Source organism: Streptomyces thermolilacinus SPC6, from assembly GCF_000478605.2.
Taxonomy (GTDB): Bacteria; Actinomycetota; Actinomycetes; order Streptomycetales; family Streptomycetaceae; genus Streptomyces; species Streptomyces thermolilacinus.
In genome coordinates this window covers 6,169,793-6,188,531 of sequence record NZ_ASHX02000001.1, presented here as the reverse complement: position 1 = coordinate 6,188,531, position 18,739 = coordinate 6,169,793, and the positions used below count along the sequence as shown (strand labels likewise).

Genomic DNA, 18,739 nt, shown 5'->3' with positions numbered 1-18,739 from the left:
GACTCGACTCTCACGCAGCGTGGCCTCGTCCGCCCGGTGGGCTGGGCCCCGGGCGGACGAGGCGCGGGTGTCAGGCGGACGCGGCCCTGCGCCAGGCGGACTCGCGCAGCAGGCGCAGGCCGTTGAGCCCGACCAGCACCGTGGAGCCCTCGTGGCCCGCCACGCCCAGCGGCAGCGGCAGGTGGCCGGCCAGGTCCCAGACGACCAGGGCCCCGATGCAGACCCCGGCGATCACCAGGTTCTGCGTGACCAGTCGGCGGGCGCGCCGGGAGAGGGCCACGACCGCGGGGACGGTGGCCAGTTCGTCCCGCACGACCACCGCGTCGGCGGTCTCCAGGGCCAGGTCGGAACCGGCGCGGCCCATGGCGATGCCGGTGTGCGCGGCGGCGAGGGCGGGCGCGTCGTTGACGCCGTCGCCGACGACGAGGGTGCGGCGGCCCTCGCGCTCCCAGGCCTGGACGGCGGCCGCCTTGTCCTCGGGCAGCAGCCCCGCCCGTACGTCCGTGATGCCCGTCTCGGCGGCGACGCTCCGCGCGGCGGGTTCGCCGTCGCCGGTCAGCAGGGTCGGCGCCGTGCCGGTGAGGCGGGTGAGGGCGGCGACCGCGGCGGGGGCGCCCTCGCGGAGCCGGTCGGTGATGCCGAGGACCGCGACGGGGACCCCGTCCACGGCGACCTCGACGGCCGTGCGGCCCGCCGCCTCCGCCTCCCGTACGGCGCCGGACGCCTCGCCCGGTCGGCCCACCTCCACCTTCCGCCCGTCCACCAGGGCGCGTACGCCCCGGCCGGGCGCCGACGAGAACTCCTCGGCACCGGCGAGAGGCAGCCCGCGCTCCCGGGCGGCGGCCACGACGGCGCGGGCCAGCGGGTGTTCGCTGGGCAGCTCGGCGGCGGCCGCGAGGGCGAGCACCTGATCCTCCGTCAGGGGCGAGCCGGGCAGCACCCGGACCTCCGCGACGCGCGGGGCGCCCTCCGTGAGCGTGCCGGTCTTGTCGAGGGCGACGCGGTCCACCGCGCCGAGCCGCTCCATGACGACACAGGACTTGACCAGGACGCCGTGGCGCCCGGCGTTGGCGATGGCGGACAGCAGCGGCGGCATGGTGGCGAGGACCACCGCGCAGGGTGAGGCCACGATCATGAACGTCATGGCCCGCAGCAGCGTCTCCTCGAAGGCCGCGCCGAACGCGAGGGGCAGGGAGAACAGGGCGAGGGTGGCGACGACGACCCCGACCGAGTAGCGCTGCTCGATCTTCTCGATGAACAGCTGCGTCGGCGCCTTGGTGGCACTGGCCTCCTCCACCATGGCGACGATCCGGGCGATGACCGAGTCGGCGGGGTCCTTGCCGACGGCGACCCGCAGGGCGCCGGTGCCGTTGAGGGTGCCCGCGAAGACCTGGTCTCCCGGGGTCTTGGCGACGGGCAGCGGCTCGCCGGTGATGGTGGCCTGGTCCACGTCGCTCGCGCCGTCGACGACCGTGCCGTCGGCGGGCAGCCGCTCCCCCGGTCGCACGAGGACGGTGTCGCCGACCGTCAGGGCGGCGGCGTCCACGGCCTCCTCCGTGCCGTCGGCGCGCAGCCGCACCGCCCGCGCGGGCGCCAGGTCGAGCAGGCCGCGCACGGAGTCGGCGGTGCGCCGGGTGGCGAGCGCCTCCAGCGCGCCGGACACGGCGAAGATGACGATCAGCAGGCCGCCGTCGAGGTACTGGCCGATGGCGGCGGCGCCCAGCGCGGCGACCACCATCAGCAGGTCCACGTCGAGGGTCTTCTCCCGCAGCGCCTGGAGGCCCGCCCAGCCCGGCTCCCAGCCGCCCGCGACGTAGCAGACGGCGTACAGCGGGCCCCACGCCCAGGCGGGGGCACCGGCCAGGTCGAGGGGGAAGGCGGCGAGGAACGCGACCGTCGAGAGGGCGGCCCAGCGCACTTCGGGCAGCGCGGACAGCCGGGTGCGGCGGACCGGGGGCGGGGACGCGGCGGGCGGGCGCGCCGGGCTTGTGTCGAGCACCGGGGAGGCCATCGGGCACACCTCTTCCAAGGCGGGGGCGGCAACGGGCGCGGGTGCGCGCCGCGTCCACCATAGCGGAACACATGAAGACGTCTTCATTTGTATGACTGATCGCGCGGTTACGATGGCCCGCATGGGACATGGAGCGAACGCCGGGGCCACCCCCACGGGCCGCCTCGACGCGGACGCCGCGGCCACCATCGCCGCGACGCTGCAGGCCCTGGCCACGCCGTCCCGGCTGATGATCCTCACCCGTCTGAGGGAAAGCCCCTGCGGGGTGACCGAGCTGGCCGAGTCCGTCGCCATGGAGCAGTCGGCCGTCTCCCACCAGTTGCGGCTGCTGCGGGCCCTGGGCCTGGTCCACGGGGTGCGGCAGGGCCGCCGGATCGAGTACAGCCTCTACGACAACCACGTGGCCCAGCTCCTCGACGAGGCCGTCTACCACATCGAGCACCTGCGGCTCGGCGCCCGCGACCTGCCCCGACCCGGCGTGGATACTGGTCCGTCGTAGGACGTCGACGCGAAGGGGCGGACATGACCGACGAGTTGGGCAGCGGTCCGGGGGCGGGAAGCGGGACGCGCCACGCGGTGGTGGTCGGCGGCAGCATCGCGGGACTCCTCGCCGCACGGGTGCTCGCGGACCACGCCGAGCGGGTCACCGTGATCGAGCGGGACCGGTACCCCGAGGAGGCCGAGCAGCGCGCGGGCGTCCCGCAGGGGCGGCATCTGCACGTGCTGCTGGAGAGCGGCCGGCAGGCCCTGGACCAGCTGCTGCCGGGGGCCGTGGACGAGCTGCTGGCGGCGGGCGCGCCCCGCGTGGGAATGCCCGAGGACGTGGTGCAGTGGCAGGCCGGGACCTGGTTCCGGCGCATGGACGCCATGGTCGACATCATCACCGCGTCCCGGCCGCTGGTGGAGCGGGTGATCCGGCGCAGGGTGCTCGCCGACCCGCGGATCACGGCCGTGGAGGCGACGGAGGCGGTGGGGCTGGTGGGCGACGCCGCGCGGGTGCGGGGGGTCCTGGTGCGCGAGCGCGGCGCGGGCAGGGGCGGCGAGCCGCGCGTGATCGGCGCCGACCTGGTGGTGGACGCGTCGGGGCGCGGGTCGCGCGCGTCGCAGTGGCTGTCGGAGCTGGGCGCGGAGCCGCCGTACGAGGAGACCATCGACACGGGTCTCGCCTACGCGACGCGTGTGTACCGGCACGACCGGCACGCGGACGACACGGACGCGGCCGGTTACTTCGTCGTGCCCAACCCCGGGCAGCCGTACAGCGGGGTCGCGCTGCCCATGGAGGACGGCCGGTTCCTCGTCACCCTGTCGGGGCTGCGCGGGCAGGAACCGCCCGGCGAGGCGGAGGCGTTCGAGGAGTTCGCGGCGCGGCTGCCGCACCCGGTGCTGCGCGACTGGATGGCGAAGGCCGAGGCGGTCTCGCCGGTGTACGGCTTCCGGGCCACCGCGAACGTACGGCGCCGCTACGACCGGCCGGGGCGCCGTCCCGCCGGGTTCCTGGTGGCGGGGGACGCGCTGTGCACGTTCAACCCGATCTACGGGCAGGGGATGGCGGTCGCCGCGCTGACGGCGGTTGCCCTGCGCGACGCGCTCGCGGACCGGCGGCGCACGCCGACCACGGCACGGGTGCAGCGGGCGCTGCTGGCGGCCTCACGGCAGGCGTGGGACATCTCGGCGGGCGCGGACAAGAAGATGCCGGGCGCGCTCGGCAGCGCGGCGCGTCCGGGGCTCGTGGACCGGCCGGTGGGATGGTATCTGGCGCGGGTGCAGCGGCGCGTCGGGGGCGACCCCGAGGTGGGCGCGGCGTTCCGGCGGGCGCAGTCCCTGACGAAGCCGCTGACCGCGCTGTTCGCGCCGCGGGTGGCGCGGGCCGTGCTGTTCCGTCCGGAGCCCGCCACGCTCGAACTGCCGCCGCTGTGGAGGGACTCGGGACAGGGCTGACGGCACGTCGCCCAATGCGCCCGGCGGCCCCGGGCCCCCGACGGACGGAAGATGCCCGGGTCCGGTCGGGGGGCTCTCAGGGCCGGTCAGGGGGATGCTCAGGGCCGCATGACGACCTTGCTGACGCCGTCCTCCTTGTGCTGGAACATCCGGTACGCGTGCGGCGCGTCGGACAGCGGCACATGGTGGGTGGCGAACGTGTCCACACCGAGGGGGTCGTCGTCGGTGAGCAGCGGCAGGATCTCGCCGGTCCAGCGGCGGACGTTGGCCTGGCCCATGCGCAGCTGGATCTGCTTGTCGAAGAGGGTCAGCATGGGCAGCGGGTCGGCGGCGCCGCCGTAGACGCCGCTGAGGGAGATGGTGCCGCCGCGCCGTACGAGGTCGATGGCGAGGTACAGCGCGGCGAGCCGGTCGGCGCCGGCCTTCTGGTGGAGGCGGGCCGCCCAGGCGCGCGGGAGGAGCCCGGCGATCTGCTGCTGGGCCTTGGCCACGGGGCTGCCGTGGGCCTCGGTGCCGACGGCGTCGATGACGGAGTCGGGCCCGCGGCCGCCGGTGACCTCCCGCACGGCGGCGACCAGTTCGTCCTGGCCGTCGTAGGCGGTGAGGTCGAAGACCTCCACACCGCGGGTGCGGGCGCGGCCGAGGCGCTCGGGCACCAGGTCGATGCCGATGACCCGTTCGACGCCCTGGTGGAGGGCGATGCGGCAGCTCATCTCGCCGATGGGGCCGAGCCCGAGGACGGCCAGGCTGCCTCCGCGCGGCACGTCGGCGTACGCGACGGCCTGCCAGGCGGTGGGCAGCACGTCGGAGAGGTACAGGAACCGGTCGTCGGGCGGCCCCTCGGGGACCTTGATGGGTCCGAACTGGGCCTGCGGGACGCGCAGGTACTCGGCCTGGGCGCCGGGCACGGAGCCGTAGAGCCGGGAGTAGCCGAACAGGGCGGCGCCGCTGCCCTCGTCGGCGACCTGGGTGGTCTCGCACTGGGTGGGCAGGCCCCGGTCGCACATCCAGCAGTGGCCGCAGGCGATCTGGAAGGGCACGACGACGCGGTCGCCGGGGCGCAGGTCCGGCACCTGCGCGCCGACCTCCTCCACGATGCCGATGGGTTCGTGGCCCAGGATGTCGCCGGGGGTCATGAAGGGGCCGAAGACCTCGTACAGATGGAGGTCGGACCCGCACAGACCGGTGGAGGTGACCCGGATGACCGCGTCCGTGGGCTCCTCGATCCGCGGGTCCGGGACGTCTTCCACGCGGACGTCGCGCTTCCCGTGCCAGGTGACGGCCTTCATGGTCCCCTTCTCCTTCCCCGGTGGGTGCCGGTGGCTCCTCGGCGCATGGCGGTGGCCGGGTACCCGGGGCCTCCGCCGCGAATCCGTTTCGGCCAGAGTTCACCGGGACTGGTCGGAAATGGGAGAGACCCGCTTCCCAACAGGTTTAGACCAATGATAGGGATGTGCTCACCGACACGGCACACACGGCTACGCTGCGCGAAATCGAGGGTTGAAACATGGCTGAGCCCCACGCCTCCACGGCGGTCCCGCTCTATCTCCGGGTCGCGGCCGCGCTCCGCGACGACCTCATGGCAGGAGGGACGACCCCGGGCGCCCGGCTCCCGTCCGAGCGTTCCCTCGTACACCGCTTCGGGGTCAACCGGCAGACCGTGCGCAGCGCGTTGAGGCTGCTGCGGGACGAGGGTCTCGTGGTGACGGAACGCCGCGGTACGTTCGCGGCGCCCGCCGCACCGGCGGCGGGCGGGCCCGGTCCGGTGCTGGGCTCCGGGCAGCTGGACTTCCCCGTCACCGTGGCGGGCGCGGACCGGGCGGTGGAGGCGGCGGTCGGCTGGGAGCCGGCGCCGGGGCGGACGGCGGAGCTGCTGGGGCTGCTGCCCGGCGAGCCGACGCTCGTCCACCGGCACCGGGTGCTGGGCCCCGACGGCGTGCTGGAGCACGGCGCGATATCCCGCTTCTCCCGGTACGCGCTCGCCGCGGTGCCCGAACTGGGCCGCTACCGGCGGGCGGAGTTCCGGCCGGTGCGCCGCCCCGACCTGCGCCCGGCGTACCGGTGGATGCACCGGGCGGGGCTGCGGCTGACGCGCCGCGAGTCGATCGGGGTGGCGCTGCCGACGGTCGCCGCTTACCTGACGGTGCACCGGGAGGTGTACGACCAGCACGGCCATGTGCTGGAGGTGACGGACATCCGCTTCGCGCCCCGGTCGGCGCCGCTGACCTACGAGTTCACGGCGTAGCCGTCGCCAGACCGGCGGCTCGGGCGGCGGTGCCGAGGACGTCGTCGAGCATGTCCGGCGTGAGCACGCCGGTGAACGTGTTGCGCTGGCTGACGTGGTAGCAGCCGAACAGCTCCAGGGCGGCCCCGTCACCGGTCGCCGGGAGGCTCACCCGGGCGCCGTGCGCGAACCGGGGCCTGGGGCGCGGCACCGACCAGCCGGCCGCGGCGAGCGCCGGGAGGACCGCCTGCCAGCCGAAGGCGCCCAGGACGACCAGGGCGCGGACGGTGGGCCGCAGCAGGTCCAGCTCGCGGGCCAGCCAGGGGCGGCACGTGTCGCGCTCGCCGGGCGTGGGGCGGTTGCCGGGCGGGGCGCAGTGGACGGGCGCGGTGACCCGTACCCCGTACAGGCGCAGCCCGTCGTCGCGGGAGGCCGCCTCGGCCTGACTGGCCAGGCCGAGGCGGTGCAGGGCCGCGTACAGCACGTCGCCGGAACGGTCGCCGGTGAACATGCGGCCCGTGCGGTTGCCGCCGTGCGCGGCCGGGGCGAGGCCGACGACGAGCAGCGCCGCGTCGGGCGGGCCGAAGCCGGGAACGGGGCGGGCCCAGTAGTCCCAGCCCTCGTAGGCGCGGCGCCCCTCGCGGCCGACCCGCTCGCGCCACTCGACCAGGCGCGGGCAGGCCCGGCACCGGGCGACGGCCGCGTCGAGCCGCTCCAGCGAGGCCGCGCCGGGCGCCGTACGGGCGGGAAAGGCCGGGTCGTCGGGGTCCGCGCGGCCGGGCCCGGGTCTCGGGCCGCCGGGCCGGCCGGGAGGGGCGGGGCTGTCGGGGTGGTCCTGTGCCATACCGCCCGACGGTAACGCGGCGGGGCCGGGCGGCGCCGGGCAGACTGGCGCGCATGGTGGTGAAGCGCAGCGCGGGGCTGCTGGTGTTCCGTATGCCGGGCGGGCGGCTGGAGGTGCTCCTCGCGCACATGGGCGGGCCCTACTGGGCGGCGCGGGACGCGGGGGCGTGGACGGTGCCGAAGGGCGAGCACGCGGACGACGAGGCGGCTCTCGCGGCCGCACGGCGGGAGTTCACCGAGGAGCTGGGGCTGCCCGTACCGGACGGGGAGCCGGTGCCGCTCGGGGAGGCGCGGCAGGCGGGCGGCAAGGTCGTCACGGCGTGGGCGGTGGAGGGCGACCTCGACCCGGCGCTGGTGGTGCCGGGGACGTTCGCGATGGAGTGGCCGCGCGGTTCGGGCGTGACGCGGGAGTTCCCGGAGGTGGACCGGGTCGCCTGGTTCGCCCCCGAGGAGGCCGCCGAACGGCTCGTGGCCGGGCAGCGGGTGTTCCTGGAGCGGCTGGCGGAGCTGGTGCGTGGACGTGACGTCCCGTGAATGTCAGTGGGGTACGGAAGGGTTGGGGGCACCGATCCGTCGAGAGGGAGCGAGAGATGACCACCACCCCCACGGTGCCCGAGCGCGCGGCGGCGCAGGCCTACCTCCGTCTGGTGGAGACCGCGCGTGCCGTCCTCACCGACCCGGGCCTCGCGCCCATGGCGGCCGTCCACCTGGCGTCGCCGATGGCCGAGGCCGACGAGGCGCTGCGCCGCGCGGGCCTGTCCGGCAACGAGGCGCGGCTGCTCCGGCTGGCGGCCGGGCTGCGCGCGGGCGCGGCGCCCGGTCCGCTCGACGACACGGCGTCAGGGCCGTCGTAGGAGCGGCCGGTGGCGGCCCGTCAGGGCAGACGGGACCAGAAGCCGAGGCGGTGCTCGTGGTGATGGTCCACGGGGCCGATCCGGTCGGGCGCCAGCGACTGGGTGTACGGGGGGCGCTCGCCCGGTGGGCAAGGCGCCCGCCGGGGCAGGCCCCGGGGCGTCGGGGTCGCCGGACCGGGCGAAGGCCGCCCAGTACGCGGTCATCGCCGCCGACAGCCGCCGCTGCGCCGGGGTGAACAGCGGCTCCGCCCCGTCGTCCTCGAGCGGGCGGGGTGGACTCGTACGGACGGCATACGGGGCCGCCGGACGCTCGCCGCCCGGCGTCGGCTCTCCGCCCGGGCGCGTGCGGCGCCCGGGCGCGGGCCCCTACGCCTCGACCCAGCCGTGGTCGCGGGCGAGTTCCAGGACGCGAGTGCGGACGCGCTTGAGCTGGACGGCGGTCAGGGTGCCGTCCGCCTCGATCAGCGCCTCGGTCAGCTCGGTGCGGAACTCGGCGGTGGTCAGCACGTCCAGGGTGTCGTCGTCCAGCTGGTCGAGGCCGCCGTCCCGCTCCACGCGCGGGGCGGGCGCCCGGGTGGCGGCGCGGTCCACGAGGCGGATCTCCGACGCCTTGGGGCCCTTGTCGCCCATCTCCAGGTAGAACTCCACCTCGCGGCCGGCCTGGTAGAGGTATTTCTCGTCCACCAGGTCGTTCGCGTGCATGAAGACGTCCTCGCCGCCCTCGCGGGGCACGATGAAGCCGTAGCCGCGCACCTCGTCGAACCGCAGGATCTTCCCCAACATCAGCACAGCTGTTCCTCCACACCTCGCCGCTCACCGCCGGCCACCGCGCTGCGCGGCCCGGCCGGACCGCGGAACACCCTAGTCACCCGCGGGGCGCGGTGTGCGTCAGGGGGTGGCCGACCCGCCCCGGCCGAGCAGCTGGGCCAGGCCGCGGCGGGTCGCGGCGAGGACGACGCGGTCCTCGGCGCGCAGCACGTACCCGGGGTGCAGGTCCCACACGAGGCCGGTGCGCCCCTCGTCGGCGCCGTGGTGCACGGCGGCCAGGTCGGGTCGCCGCTCGTCGGGGGCGCTCGGGTCCAGGGCGATCACCCGCCAGGCGCCGGGCCGGAACGCCTCGGCGACGGTACGGCCCTCCAGCTCCGGGTGACCGGCGACGACGACCGCTGCGAACAGCAGGACGCGCCGCTCCACGGGGATGGCGCCCAGGATCTGGCGGCCCATCATGGCGCCGGCGAAGGCGGGGGCGGCCAGGTGGGAGACGCTGCGGCTGCGGGTGAGCGCCTCGGGGTGCGCGACGCGCAGGGTGCGGTACACGGCGGTCGCGATGTCGTCGTCGTACAGCCGCAGTACGACGCGCAGGTCGGGGCGGACGGACCGGGCGTACAGGACGGCTTCCAGATTGGTGATGTCGAGGCTCGTCAGGGCGAGCAGGGAGCGCGCCCGGTGGACGCGCGCGGCCTCCAGGACGCCCTCCTCGGTGACGTCGCCCAGCACGACCGGCACGCGCAGGCGGCGCGCGGTGGCGACGCCCCGGGCCTCCGGGTCGGACTCGACGCAGACGACGGGGATGTCCAGCTCCCGCAGCCGGGTCAGGACGCGGGTGCCGACCTTGCCGAGGCCGAGCAGCACGACATGGCCGGACAGGGCGCGCGGCGGGCGGCGCAGGGACGTGGCGGTGCGGAACGTGCCGAGGGCCTCCAGCAGGGCGGCGACGAGGATGGGCAGCAGGAGCAGCCCTACGAACCCGGCCAGCATCTGGAGGACCTGCCGTTCGACGGGGGCCTCCAGGGCGGGGTCGTTGATCGCGAAGATGTCCAGCAGCGTCAGGTAGGCGGCGTGCAGGGGGTGGTCGTCGGTGGTGAGCCAGGACGCCACGGCGATGGCGGCGACGGCGGCGACGAGCCCGGCGAGCGACCAGCGCAGCCTCGGCGAGAACAGCGACGCGAACGGCACGGACCCGGCGAGGCCCAGCCGGGTCCTGGGCAGGGTCGGGCCCGCGTAGGAGATGGCTTCCAGGGCGACGGTGCCGCGTCCGGTGGCGGCGGCCACGGCCTGGTCGTCGGGGAGCAGTTGCGGGCCCTGGTCGCCGCTGCTGTCGGTGCCGTCGCTGCCGGCCGGGTCGGTGGCGGTGGACGACAGCAGGGCGAGGGTGCACAGGCCGCGGTCGGCTACCTCGCCGGGGCGGGGCGGGGTGCGTTCGACGGCGCGCAGCAGCAGCCCGTCCGCGTGCACGATCTTGCTGGTGCCGGCGACGGCGGTGGCGGCGAGCGCGGGCGCGGCCGTGTCGGCGTCGGACAGGACGGTGGTGGAGGCGTCGAGGACCTCCGGGTCGATGCCGGGGGTGGCGAGGGCGGCGGCCTGGTCGAGGAGCTCTTCCAGATGCTGGCCGAGCTTGCGGTTGTACATGCGGATGACCAGGCGCAGCCGGGGATTGAGGCGCCGGGCCAGCAGGGCGGTGCGGATGTTGGTCTCGTCGTCCTCGTGGACGAGGGCGAGGGCGGCGGCGTGTTCGACGCCCGCCTCGACGAGCACCGCCTCGTCCGCCTCGGCCACCTCGACCACGCGCACGGCGCGCCGCTGCCCCTGGCCGCCGGGCTGGTCGTGCGGGGCGGGGTCGTACGGGGCGAGGTGGCCGCGGCCGCGCGCGGTTCCCGTGCCGGCCGCCGCTCCACCGCCGGGCCCCGCGCCCGGTCCCGGACCGGGTGCGCCGCCGCGTCCGGGCGCCCCGGTACGCCCGTCGCCCGAGGCCGGGCGGGTCATGGCGGCGGAGACGCGGCCGAACAGGGCGAGGGCGCCGACCCCCAGTCCCGTGCCGCGTCCGCCGGCGCGGCGGCCGGGCTCGCTGGGGGCGGCGGCGGGGTGGCCGGGGACGACGAGGGTGACCCGCTCGCGGTACACGTCGTTCAGCTCGTGCGCGAGGCGGTGGGCCAGCGCGTCGTCGCCGCAGACGACCATGTGGCCCATCGCGGGTGGGTGGCTTGGCTGTTGGGGAATCGGAAGCACGCCCCCAGCATGCCGCCGCCCCGCCGGGCGCCGTTCACCGGGTCGGTGCCGGGCAGACCGCGCGGTCGTTCCGGGGAGCGCGCGGGCGCGGCGGGTGGCGGCCGTGCCGGGGAGGCCGGGGGCGGTGTTGCCGGGCACGACCGGGTGGACGGCATGGACCGTTTTACACCTTATGGTGGCTTTCGTGGCATACGATCGCGCCCGGCGGCACCCCCAGATTCCGCCGCCCGCGTCCTTGGAGGTCAACCGTGTCGACGCCTGCCGGCCGCCAGAGCAACCGTGCCCGTCCCCTCGCCGCCGCCGTCTCGGCGGCGCTGCTGTTCGCGGCGGGCTGTTCGTCCGAGGAGGAGGGGCCGGGAGAGGCCAAGGGCGGGGTGCCCGTGGTCGAGAAGGGCAAGCTGACGACGTGCACCCATCTGCCGTACCCGCCGTTCCAGTTCGAGCGGGACGGGAAGGTGGTCGGCTTCGACGTGGCGCTGATCGACCTGGTCGCGAAGAACTTGGGCGTCGAGCAGAAGATCCTCGACACGCCGTTCGAGAACTTCAAGACCGGCGCGTTCCTCAACTCCGGCGAGTGCGACCTCGCCGCCGCCGGGATGACCATCACGGACGAGCGCAGGAAGAACGTCGACTTCTCGATCCCGTACTTCGACGCCACGCAGGCCGTGCTCGCGTCGAAGAAAAGCGGGGTGAGGACGCTCGCCGAGGTGAAGGCCCGCAAGCTGAAGCTGGGCGCGCAGGCCGAGACGACCGGTGAGAGCTACGCCAAGAGCCAGGGCTTCGACCCCGTCGCGTTCGAGAGCTCCGACGCGGTCCTCAACGGGCTGCGCACCGGCCAGGTGGACGCGGTCGTCATCGACTACCCCGTGGTGCGGGGGTGGCTGAAGGACAAGGCCAACGCCGCCGCGTTCGTCCTCGGCCAGAACGTGGACACCGGCGAGGTGTACGGCTTCTCGGTGAAGAAGGGCAACGACAGGCTGCGCGCCGCGATCGACAAGGCCATCCGCGACGCCAAGGCCGACGGCACGTACAAGAAGATCTACGAGGAGTGGATCGGCCCGCTCCCCCAGGCCGGTTCGTGACCTCCCGGCTGACCAGGCGCCAGCGCCGGCGGCTCTCCCAGGGCGTCCAGTACGCGGTGTTCGTCGCCGCCGTCGTCGCGGTCGCCGTCGTGGCCGACTGGGAGCGGCTGCGCAACCAGTTCGCGCAGCGGGCCCTCGCCGAGGAGCTGTTCCCGGAGATCATCACGACGGCGCTGCGCAACACGGTCGTCTACACCGTGTCCGGATTCGTCTTCGGGCTGGTGCTGGGGCTGGTGGTCGCGCTCATGCGGCTGTCGTCGGTCGCGCCGTACCGGTGGGTCGCCGGGGTGTACATCGAGTTCTTCCGGGGCCTGCCCGCGCTGCTGATCTTCATCTTCGTGGGCGTCGCGGTACCGCTGGCCTTCCCCGGCACGGAGATCCCCGGCGGTACGTACGGAAAGGTGGCGCTCGGCCTGGGTCTCGTCGCCGCCGCGTACATGGCGGAGACGATCCGGGCGGGCATCCAGGCGGTGCCGAAGGGGCAGATGGAGGCGGCGCGGTCGCTGGGGTTCTCGCACGCGCGGGCGATGGTGTCGGTGGTCATCCCGCAGGCGTTCCGGATCGTGATCCCGCCGCTGACCAACGAGCTGGTGCTGCTGTTCAAGGACTCGTCGCTGGTGCTGTTCCTCGGGGTCACGCTGAACGAGCGGGAGCTGACCAAGTTCGGCCGGGACCTGGCCAGCCAGACCGCCAACTCGACACCGATCCTCGTCGCCGGGCTGTGCTACCTGCTGGTGACGGTTCCGCTGGGATTCGTGGTGCGGCGCCTCGAAGCCCGTACCGGGAAGGCCGGATGACCATGGACGGCAAGGCCAAGGGTGTCAGGGGCGGCGCCCCGGGCGCGCGCGGGGAGGTGCCGGACGGGCGTCCGGAGATCGAGATCCGGGGTCTGCGCAAGGCCTTCGGGGCGCACGAGGTGCTGCGGGGCATCGACCTGGACGTGGCGCGGGGCGAGGTCGTGTGCGTCATCGGCCCTTCCGGGTCGGGCAAGTCGACGCTGCTGCGGTGTGTGAACCTGCTGGAGGAGCCGACGGCGGGTCAGGTCTTCGTGGGCGGTACGGAGGTCACGGGCCTGGACGTGGACATCGACGCGGTGCGCCGCCGGATCGGCATGGTCTTCCAGCAGTTCAACCTGTTCCCGCATGTGACGGTGGAGGAGAACCTGACACTGCCGCAGCGGCGGGTGCTGGGCCGCGACCGGGCGGCGGCGGCGCGGGTCGCGCGGGAGAACCTGGAGCGGGTCGGGCTGCTGGAGAAGGCCGGCGCGTACCCGTCGAAGCTGTCGGGCGGGCAGCAGCAGCGGGTGGCCATCGCGCGGGCGCTGGCGATGGACCCGGAGGTCATGCTGTTCGACGAGCCCACATCGGCGCTCGACCCGGAGCTGGTCGGTGACGTGCTGGCGGTGATGCGGGGGCTGGCGCGGGACGGCATGACGATGATGGTGGTCACGCACGAGATGAGCTTCGCGCGGGAGGTCGCCGACCGGGTCGTGTTCATGGACGACGGGCTGGTCGTGGAGGAGGGCCCCGCCGAGCAGGTGGTGGGCGCGCCCCGGGAGGCCCGTACGCGCGACTTCCTCACCCGGGTGCTGGACCCGGCGGCCGCGGCCCCGCCCGGCCCCGAGTCGGCGGCGGACCGCGCGCACCGCTCCCCCTGAGGGCACCTTCGGTGCGCGGGGGGGCGGGCGTCAGCAGTAGGCGCGCATCAGCTCGGCCGACCACTGGGGCTGCGTGGTCTCCCCGCGCGGCCCGAACTCGTCCATGTACGGCGCGATGTCGAGCACCGGCGTGCCGTCGACGGCGTCCAGTCCCTGGACGCGCAGGTCGAGCCCCTCGACGCCGAGGACGCGGCAGCGGGAGACTCCCAGCCGGTTGGGCCGGTTCCTGCCGCGCTGGGCGAAGATGCCGACGCGCGGCCAGTCCGGGTTGCCGCGCGGGCGGCGGGCGCCGGTATGGACGGCGTCCGGGGCGACCCGGTCGAAGTGGAAGACGACCTCCAGATGGGAGAAGTCGGCCAGCCCGTACAGCGCCTCCGGGCCGAACCTCTCCGCGTCCAGCCTGATCACGGCCGTCTCGCCGCCCCAGTCGTCGTCCACCGTCTCCCGGCGGCCCCCCAGGCCGACCCCCACCGGGTGGCACACCACCGCGCCCTCCGCCCGGTGCCCGTACTCCGCACCGGTCATGCGGGTCCCCTGTCCGTAGGTGATCGGCCACGGGCAGGATAAAGCGTGTGCCGTCGGGGTACCCGGTCGCCCTCCAGTGACGATGAAGGGGGCCGAGACCGTGAAGAACCAGGTTGACGAGGCCGCGTACCTCGCCGTGGCCCCGGCGCCCGGCGAGGTGTCGGGCGGCCCGGCGCTGCCGCCGGACCGCACACAGGCCATCCTGGAGGCCACCAAACAGGTGGCCGGCATCCTGAAGGCCGGCGGGCACCGGTTCGCCCTGGCGGGCAGCGTCGCCGCGTACGCGCACGGCGTGCCGGCCAGCCTCCAGCACGACACCGACTTCGCCGTGCTGCGCGAGGACGAGGACGCCGTCACCGAGGCGCTCCAGAGCGCGGGCATCCGGGTCCGCAAGCCCCCCGAGGACTGGCTGATCAAGGCCACCTGCCGGGGCGAGGAGATCGACCTCATCTTCGAGCTGGCCCGGCACCCGGTCACGGAGGAGATGCTGGCGCGGGCGCAGATCCTGCCGGTGGACTCCGTGCACATGCCGGTCCTGGCGCCGACGGACCTCATGGGCAGCCAGCTGGCGGCGTTCTCCGAGCACCACTGCGACTTCGGCGCGGTCCTCCCGATCGCCCGTGTGCTGCGGGAGCGGATCGACTGGGACCTGCTGCGCAAGGAGAGCGAGGGTTCTCCCATGCCGGAGGCTTTCCTGTTCCTCCTGGAGCGCCTGAACGTCATCGAGCCGAAGGAGGCGACCCCATGAGCGGCGCCGACATGGCCGAGTACCGCATCGCGCATCTGCGGGACCGGCTGGCGAGCGACGACATCGCCGAACTGGGCGTGCGCATCGAGGAGCGCGGCGGCAGCGTCATGCTGTACGGGACGGTCTCCAGCGCCGCCTGCCGCAGCGAGGTCCTGCGCATCGCCCGGGAGGAACTGGCCGGCCTGCCGCTCCACGAGGACCTCGTGGTGGCCGGCTCCGACGCCCCGACGCACCCAGAGGAGCTTTCATGATCCGGGTAGCCGCCGTCGGCGACATCCACCTGTCCCCCGAGAGCGCCGGCGCTCTGCGGCCGGCGTTCGACACGCTGGGCGACTGTGCGGACCTGCTGCTGCTCGCCGGGGACCTGACCCGGCACGGCACGGTCGAGGAGGCCCGCGTGGTGGCCCGCGAGGTGGCCGGGCTGCCGGTGCCGGTCGTGGCCGTGCTGGGCAACCACGACTACCAGAGCGACCTCCAGGACGAGGTCACGGCCGTGTTGGAGGAGGTCGGCGTCACCGTCCTTGAGGGCCGGGGCACGGTGCTGCGGGTCGGCGGTACGCGGGTCGGGATCGCCGGGACGAAGGGCTTCGGCGGCGGGTTCGCCGGGCGCAGCGGGGGCGAGTTCGGCGAGCCGGAGATGAAGTCGTTCATCCGGTACACGCGGCGGTGCGCGGAGGAGCTGGCCGGGTCGCTGCGGATGCTCCAGGAGGCGGACTGCGCGGTGCGGATCGCGCTGACGCACTACTCGCCCGTGCCGGACACGCTGGCCGGGGAGCCGCTGGAGATCTACCCGTTCCTCGGCAGCTACTTGCTGGCCGAGGCCGTGGACGAGGCGGGCGCCGACCTGGCCGTGCACGGCCACGCGCACCTGGGCAGCGAGCACGGGATGACCGGCGGCGGGGTCCGGGTCCGCAATGTGGCCCAGCCGGTGCTGGGGCGGGCCTTCGCCGTGTACCACCTGCCGGTGCACGAGCGCCCGACGTCACTGGTCGGCAGCGGGGTGCAGCGGGCGGGGGCCCGCTGACGTTGGCGGGCCGCCGGGGCTGCGCGTGTGCTGGGGCGGACGGCCGGGGTGGGTGGATCCGCCGGGGCCGTTCGGCCACGGGCACCGGGTCCGCCGGGGCCGTTCGGCCACGGGCACCGGGTCCGCCGCGGTCGTTCGGTTACGGGTGCCCTCCGGACGGGTAACGGGGGTACTGCGACATCTCGGACTAATCCGGTATGTCGCAGCCCCGCAGCCTGAGAGGAGCCGGACATCGTGACGGACGACAGCCGGAAGGTGCTCACCAACCGCCAGGGCCACCCGGTCTACGACAACCAGAACCAGCGCACGGTCGGCGCCCGCGGCCCCGCGACGCTGGAGAACTACCAGTTCCTGGAGAAGATCAGCCACTTCGACCGGGAGCGCATCCCCGAACGCGTCGTCCACGCCCGCGGCGTCACCGCGTACGGGTTCTTCGAGGCGTACGGCTCGTGGGGCGACGAGCCGATCAGCCGGTTCACGCGGGCGAAGCTGTTCCAGGAGCGCGGCAAGCGCACCGACCTGGCCGTGCGGTTCTCCACGGTGATCGGCGGACGGGACTCCTCGGAGTCGGCCCGCGACCCGCGCGGCTTCGCCGTGAAGTTCTACACCGAGGACGGCAACTGGGACCTGGTCGGCAACAACCTGGGCGTGTTCTTCATCCGGGACGCGATCAAGTTCCCGGACGTGATCCACGCGCTCAAGCCGGACCCGGTCACCTTCGAGCAGCAGCCCCGCCGGATCTTCGACTTCATGGCGAGGACCCCGGAGAGCATGCACATGCTCGTCAACCTGTTCAGCCCGCGCGGCATCCCGTCGGACTACCGCCATATGCAGGGCTTCGGCGTCAACACGTACAAGTGGGTGAACGCCGAGGGCGAGACGGTGCTCGTCAAGTACCACTGGATGCCCAAGCAGGGCGTGCGCAGCATGACCGAGGAGGACGCCGCGAACATGCAGGCGCAGGGCCTCGGGCACGCCACGAAGGACCTGTACGAGGCGGTCGCGCGCGGCGACCATCCCGAGTGGGAGCTGCTCGTCCAGATGATGTCGGACGACGACCACCCCGAGCTGGACTTCGACCCGCTGGACGACACGAAGACCTGGCCGGAGCAGGACTTCCCGCCGAAGCCGGTGGGGCGGATGGTGCTGAACCGGATGCCGGAGAACTTCTTCGCGGAGAACGAGCAGATCTCGTTCGGCACCGGTGTGCTCGTGGACGGCCTGGACTTCTCCGACGACAAGATGCTGGTCGGCCGGACCTTCTCGTACAGCGACACACAGCGCTACCGGGTCGGCCCGAACTACCTCCAGCTGCCGGTCAACCAGGCGAAGAACGCCGACGTGCGCACCAACCAGCGCGACGGCCAGATGACGTACCACGTCGACGGCGCCGGGGAGGACCCGAGCATCAACTACGAGCCGTCCCTCATGGGCGGTCTGCGCGAGGCCGAGTACCCGACGCACGACGAGCAGGGACCGGAGATCCGGGGCCGCCTCACCCGCAAGCGCATCCCCCGCACCAACGACTACCTCCAGGCCGGTCAGCGCTACCAGCTGATGGAGCAGTGGGAGCGCGACGACCTGGTGCGCAACCTGGTCACCATGCTCGGGCAGTGTGACCGGCCCGTGCAGGAGCGGATGGTCTGGCACTTCCTGCTGGTGGACAACGACCTGGGGGTGCGGGTCGGCGAGGGCATCGGCATCACGCCGGGCGACGTGGCGGGGCTCGAGCCGCTGCCGGACCAGACCCTCACCGACGAGGACCGCAAGCGGCTCGCGAACCTGGGCGAGAACCCGCCGCGGGACGTGACCGGGCTGACGATGACGCACTGCGTGCCGAACGAGCGGTTCGTCGTCTCCCGCTGAGGCGGTGCGGCCCGTGGCGGGTCCGGTCCGTCGTGCCGGACCCGCCACGGGCCGCCGAGTGCCGACGCGGGCCGCCCGGGTGCCTGTGTCCCGGGTGTCCGCGCCGGGCCGTTCGGGTGCTGGCGCGGGGCTCTCAGGGGCGGCGCCAGGCGTCGCTCTCCAGGTGGGAGCCGGCCATCGGGCCCATCCGGAGCATGCCGCCGTCCACCGCCCAGGACGCGCCCGTGACGTACGACGCGTCGTCGCTCGCCAGGAACGCGATCACGGCCGCGACCTCGCGGGCGTCGCCCGGCCTGCCCAGCGGGACCCCCGGACGGCGCTCCTCGCCGACGTCCCGGTCCTCCTGGCCCGTCATGGGCGTGGCGATCTCGCCGGGCGCGACCGCGTTGACGGTGATGCCGTGCTCGGCGAGCTCCAGCGCCATCGTCTGGGTGAGCAGCCCGAGCCCGCCCTTGGCGGCGCAGTACGGGGCGGCGCCCACGCGGGGCTGGTGCTCGTGCACCGACGTGACGTTGACGATGCGTCCGGGTCCGCCCTGCTCGATCATGCGGCGGGCGGCGTACTGGGAGCACAGGAAGGGCCCGACGAGGTCCACGTCCAGGACGTCGCGCACGGTCTCGTACGACAGGTCGAGGAAGGGTGTGGCGGTGCCGGTGCCCGCGTTGTTCACCAGGACGTCGATCCTGCCGAGTTCGTCCGCCAGGTCGTCCACGACCCGGGCGGCGTCCGGCAGTTCGGTCAGGTCCATCCGGGCGACGGCGGCGCGGCGGCCGTACGACCGCACCTCGTCGGCGGTGCGCTCGGCGCCGGCCTTGTCGGTGTGCCAGGTGATGCCGATGTCCATGCCCTGCCGGGCGAGCTTGACGGCGGTGGCGCGGCCGATGCCGGAGTCGGAGCCGGTCACGACGGCGACGGGGGTTCCTTGGTTCATGGGTCCGCCGGTACCACGCCCGGCGGGCGG

Annotated in this window: 19 protein-coding genes; 12 read left to right on the top strand and 7 right to left on the bottom strand. The window is 74.4% G+C overall.

The window, feature by feature from the left end; all coding sequences use genetic code 11:
• Window positions 1-70: 70 nt before the first annotated feature.
• A complete protein-coding gene (locus tag J116_RS26900) occupies window positions 71-2,011 on the bottom strand; it encodes a heavy metal translocating P-type ATPase (protein ID WP_023590186.1) in 1,941 nt (646 codons plus the stop codon).
• 121 nt (window positions 2,012-2,132) lie between these two features.
• Between J116_RS26900 and J116_RS26895 the strand changes: the two genes are divergently transcribed.
• Both J116_RS26895 and J116_RS26890 read left to right on the top strand, forming a co-directional pair.
• Entirely contained in the window at window positions 2,133-2,510 is a 378-nt protein-coding gene (locus tag J116_RS26895) for an ArsR/SmtB family transcription factor (RefSeq protein ID WP_028964577.1), read from the top strand.
• A 23-nt stretch (window positions 2,511-2,533) separates the two neighbouring features.
• Window positions 2,534-3,949 (top strand): FAD-dependent oxidoreductase, encoded by a 1,416-nt coding sequence (locus J116_RS26890; RefSeq protein ID WP_023590184.1) that lies wholly within the window; start codon window positions 2,534-2,536, stop codon window positions 3,947-3,949.
• Window positions 3,950-4,047: 98 nt separating this feature from the next.
• Here J116_RS26890 and J116_RS26885 read toward each other — a convergent pair whose 3' ends face one another.
• Entirely contained in the window at window positions 4,048-5,238 is a 1,191-nt protein-coding gene (locus tag J116_RS26885) for a zinc-dependent alcohol dehydrogenase (RefSeq protein WP_023590183.1), read from the bottom strand.
• A gap of 218 nt (window positions 5,239-5,456) precedes the next feature.
• Between J116_RS26885 and J116_RS26880 the strand changes: the two genes are divergently transcribed.
• On the top strand, window positions 5,457-6,194 hold the full coding sequence (locus J116_RS26880) for a GntR family transcriptional regulator (protein WP_023590182.1): 738 nt from the start codon (window positions 5,457-5,459) through the stop codon (window positions 6,192-6,194).
• Here the strand turns inward: J116_RS26880 and J116_RS26875 are convergent.
• Window positions 6,184-7,017: a uracil-DNA glycosylase gene (locus tag J116_RS26875; protein WP_023590181.1), complete on the bottom strand. Its 834-nt coding sequence runs from the start codon at window positions 7,015-7,017 to the stop codon at window positions 6,184-6,186. The genes J116_RS26880 and J116_RS26875 overlap by 11 nt on opposite strands.
• 53 nt (window positions 7,018-7,070) lie before the next feature.
• Here J116_RS26875 and J116_RS26870 point away from each other — a divergent pair, with 53 nt between their 5' ends.
• Entirely contained in the window at window positions 7,071-7,550 is a 480-nt protein-coding gene (locus J116_RS26870) for an NUDIX domain-containing protein (RefSeq protein WP_023590180.1), read from the top strand.
• Window positions 7,551-7,606: 56 nt separating this feature from the next.
• Entirely contained in the window at window positions 7,607-7,870 is a 264-nt protein-coding gene (locus J116_RS26865; RefSeq protein WP_023590179.1) for a hypothetical protein, read from the top strand.
• A 366-nt stretch (window positions 7,871-8,236) separates the two neighbouring features.
• Here the strand turns inward: J116_RS26865 and J116_RS26860 are convergent, their stop codons facing one another.
• Both J116_RS26860 and J116_RS26855 read right to left on the bottom strand, forming a co-directional pair.
• Window positions 8,237-8,659: a cold-shock protein gene (locus J116_RS26860; RefSeq protein WP_023590178.1), complete on the bottom strand. Its 423-nt coding sequence runs from the start codon at window positions 8,657-8,659 to the stop codon at window positions 8,237-8,239.
• 99 nt (window positions 8,660-8,758) lie between these two features.
• Complete coding sequence (locus J116_RS26855; RefSeq protein ID WP_023590177.1) at window positions 8,759-10,828, bottom strand: NAD-binding protein; 2,070 nt, start codon at window positions 10,826-10,828, stop codon at window positions 8,759-8,761.
• Window positions 10,829-11,124: 296 nt separating this feature from the next.
• On the opposite strand from J116_RS26855, the gene J116_RS26850 reads away from it, so the two are divergent.
• Genes J116_RS26850 through J116_RS26840 form a run of 3 tightly spaced genes read left to right on the top strand, consistent with a single transcriptional unit; the run spans window position 11,125 to window position 13,615 of the window.
• Window positions 11,125-11,958: an ABC transporter substrate-binding protein gene (locus tag J116_RS26850; RefSeq protein ID WP_023590176.1), complete on the top strand. Its 834-nt coding sequence runs from the start codon at window positions 11,125-11,127 to the stop codon at window positions 11,956-11,958.
• The gene (locus tag J116_RS26845; RefSeq protein ID WP_023590175.1) at window positions 11,955-12,755 is read left to right on the top strand and encodes an amino acid ABC transporter permease; all 801 of its coding nucleotides are present in this window, start codon (window positions 11,955-11,957) and stop codon (window positions 12,753-12,755) included. Before J116_RS26850 ends, J116_RS26845 begins: the two co-directional genes overlap by 4 nt.
• Before the next feature lie 2 nt (window positions 12,756-12,757).
• The gene (locus J116_RS26840; RefSeq protein ID WP_079147949.1) at window positions 12,758-13,615 is read left to right on the top strand and encodes an amino acid ABC transporter ATP-binding protein; all 858 of its coding nucleotides are present in this window, start codon (window positions 12,758-12,760) and stop codon (window positions 13,613-13,615) included.
• 30 nt (window positions 13,616-13,645) lie between these two features.
• Here J116_RS26840 and J116_RS26835 read toward each other — a convergent pair whose 3' ends face one another.
• Window positions 13,646-14,140 (bottom strand): SAM-dependent methyltransferase, encoded by a 495-nt coding sequence (locus J116_RS26835; RefSeq protein WP_023590173.1) that lies wholly within the window; start codon window positions 14,138-14,140, stop codon window positions 13,646-13,648.
• Window positions 14,141-14,240: 100 nt separating this feature from the next.
• Between J116_RS26835 and J116_RS26830 the strand changes: the two genes are divergently transcribed.
• From J116_RS26830 to J116_RS26815, 4 genes are all read left to right on the top strand, one after another.
• Entirely contained in the window at window positions 14,241-14,888 is a 648-nt protein-coding gene (locus J116_RS26830) for a nucleotidyltransferase family protein (protein WP_028964572.1), read from the top strand.
• A complete protein-coding gene (locus J116_RS26825; protein WP_023590171.1) occupies window positions 14,885-15,139 on the top strand; it encodes a hypothetical protein in 255 nt (84 codons plus the stop codon). The genes J116_RS26830 and J116_RS26825 overlap by 4 nt, the downstream gene beginning before the upstream one ends.
• Entirely contained in the window at window positions 15,136-15,912 is a 777-nt protein-coding gene (locus J116_RS26820) for a metallophosphoesterase family protein (protein WP_023590170.1), read from the top strand. The genes J116_RS26825 and J116_RS26820 overlap by 4 nt, the downstream gene beginning before the upstream one ends.
• Before the next feature lie 234 nt (window positions 15,913-16,146).
• Window positions 16,147-17,778, top strand: coding sequence for a catalase (locus J116_RS26815; RefSeq protein WP_023590169.1), 1,632 nt, complete (start codon window positions 16,147-16,149; stop codon window positions 17,776-17,778).
• 133 nt (window positions 17,779-17,911) lie between these two features.
• Here the strand turns inward: J116_RS26815 and J116_RS26810 are convergent, their stop codons facing one another.
• Window positions 17,912-18,709, bottom strand: a complete 798-nt coding sequence (locus tag J116_RS26810) for an SDR family oxidoreductase (protein WP_023590168.1) — start codon at window positions 18,707-18,709, stop codon at window positions 17,912-17,914.
• Window positions 18,710-18,739: the final 30 nt, after the last annotated feature.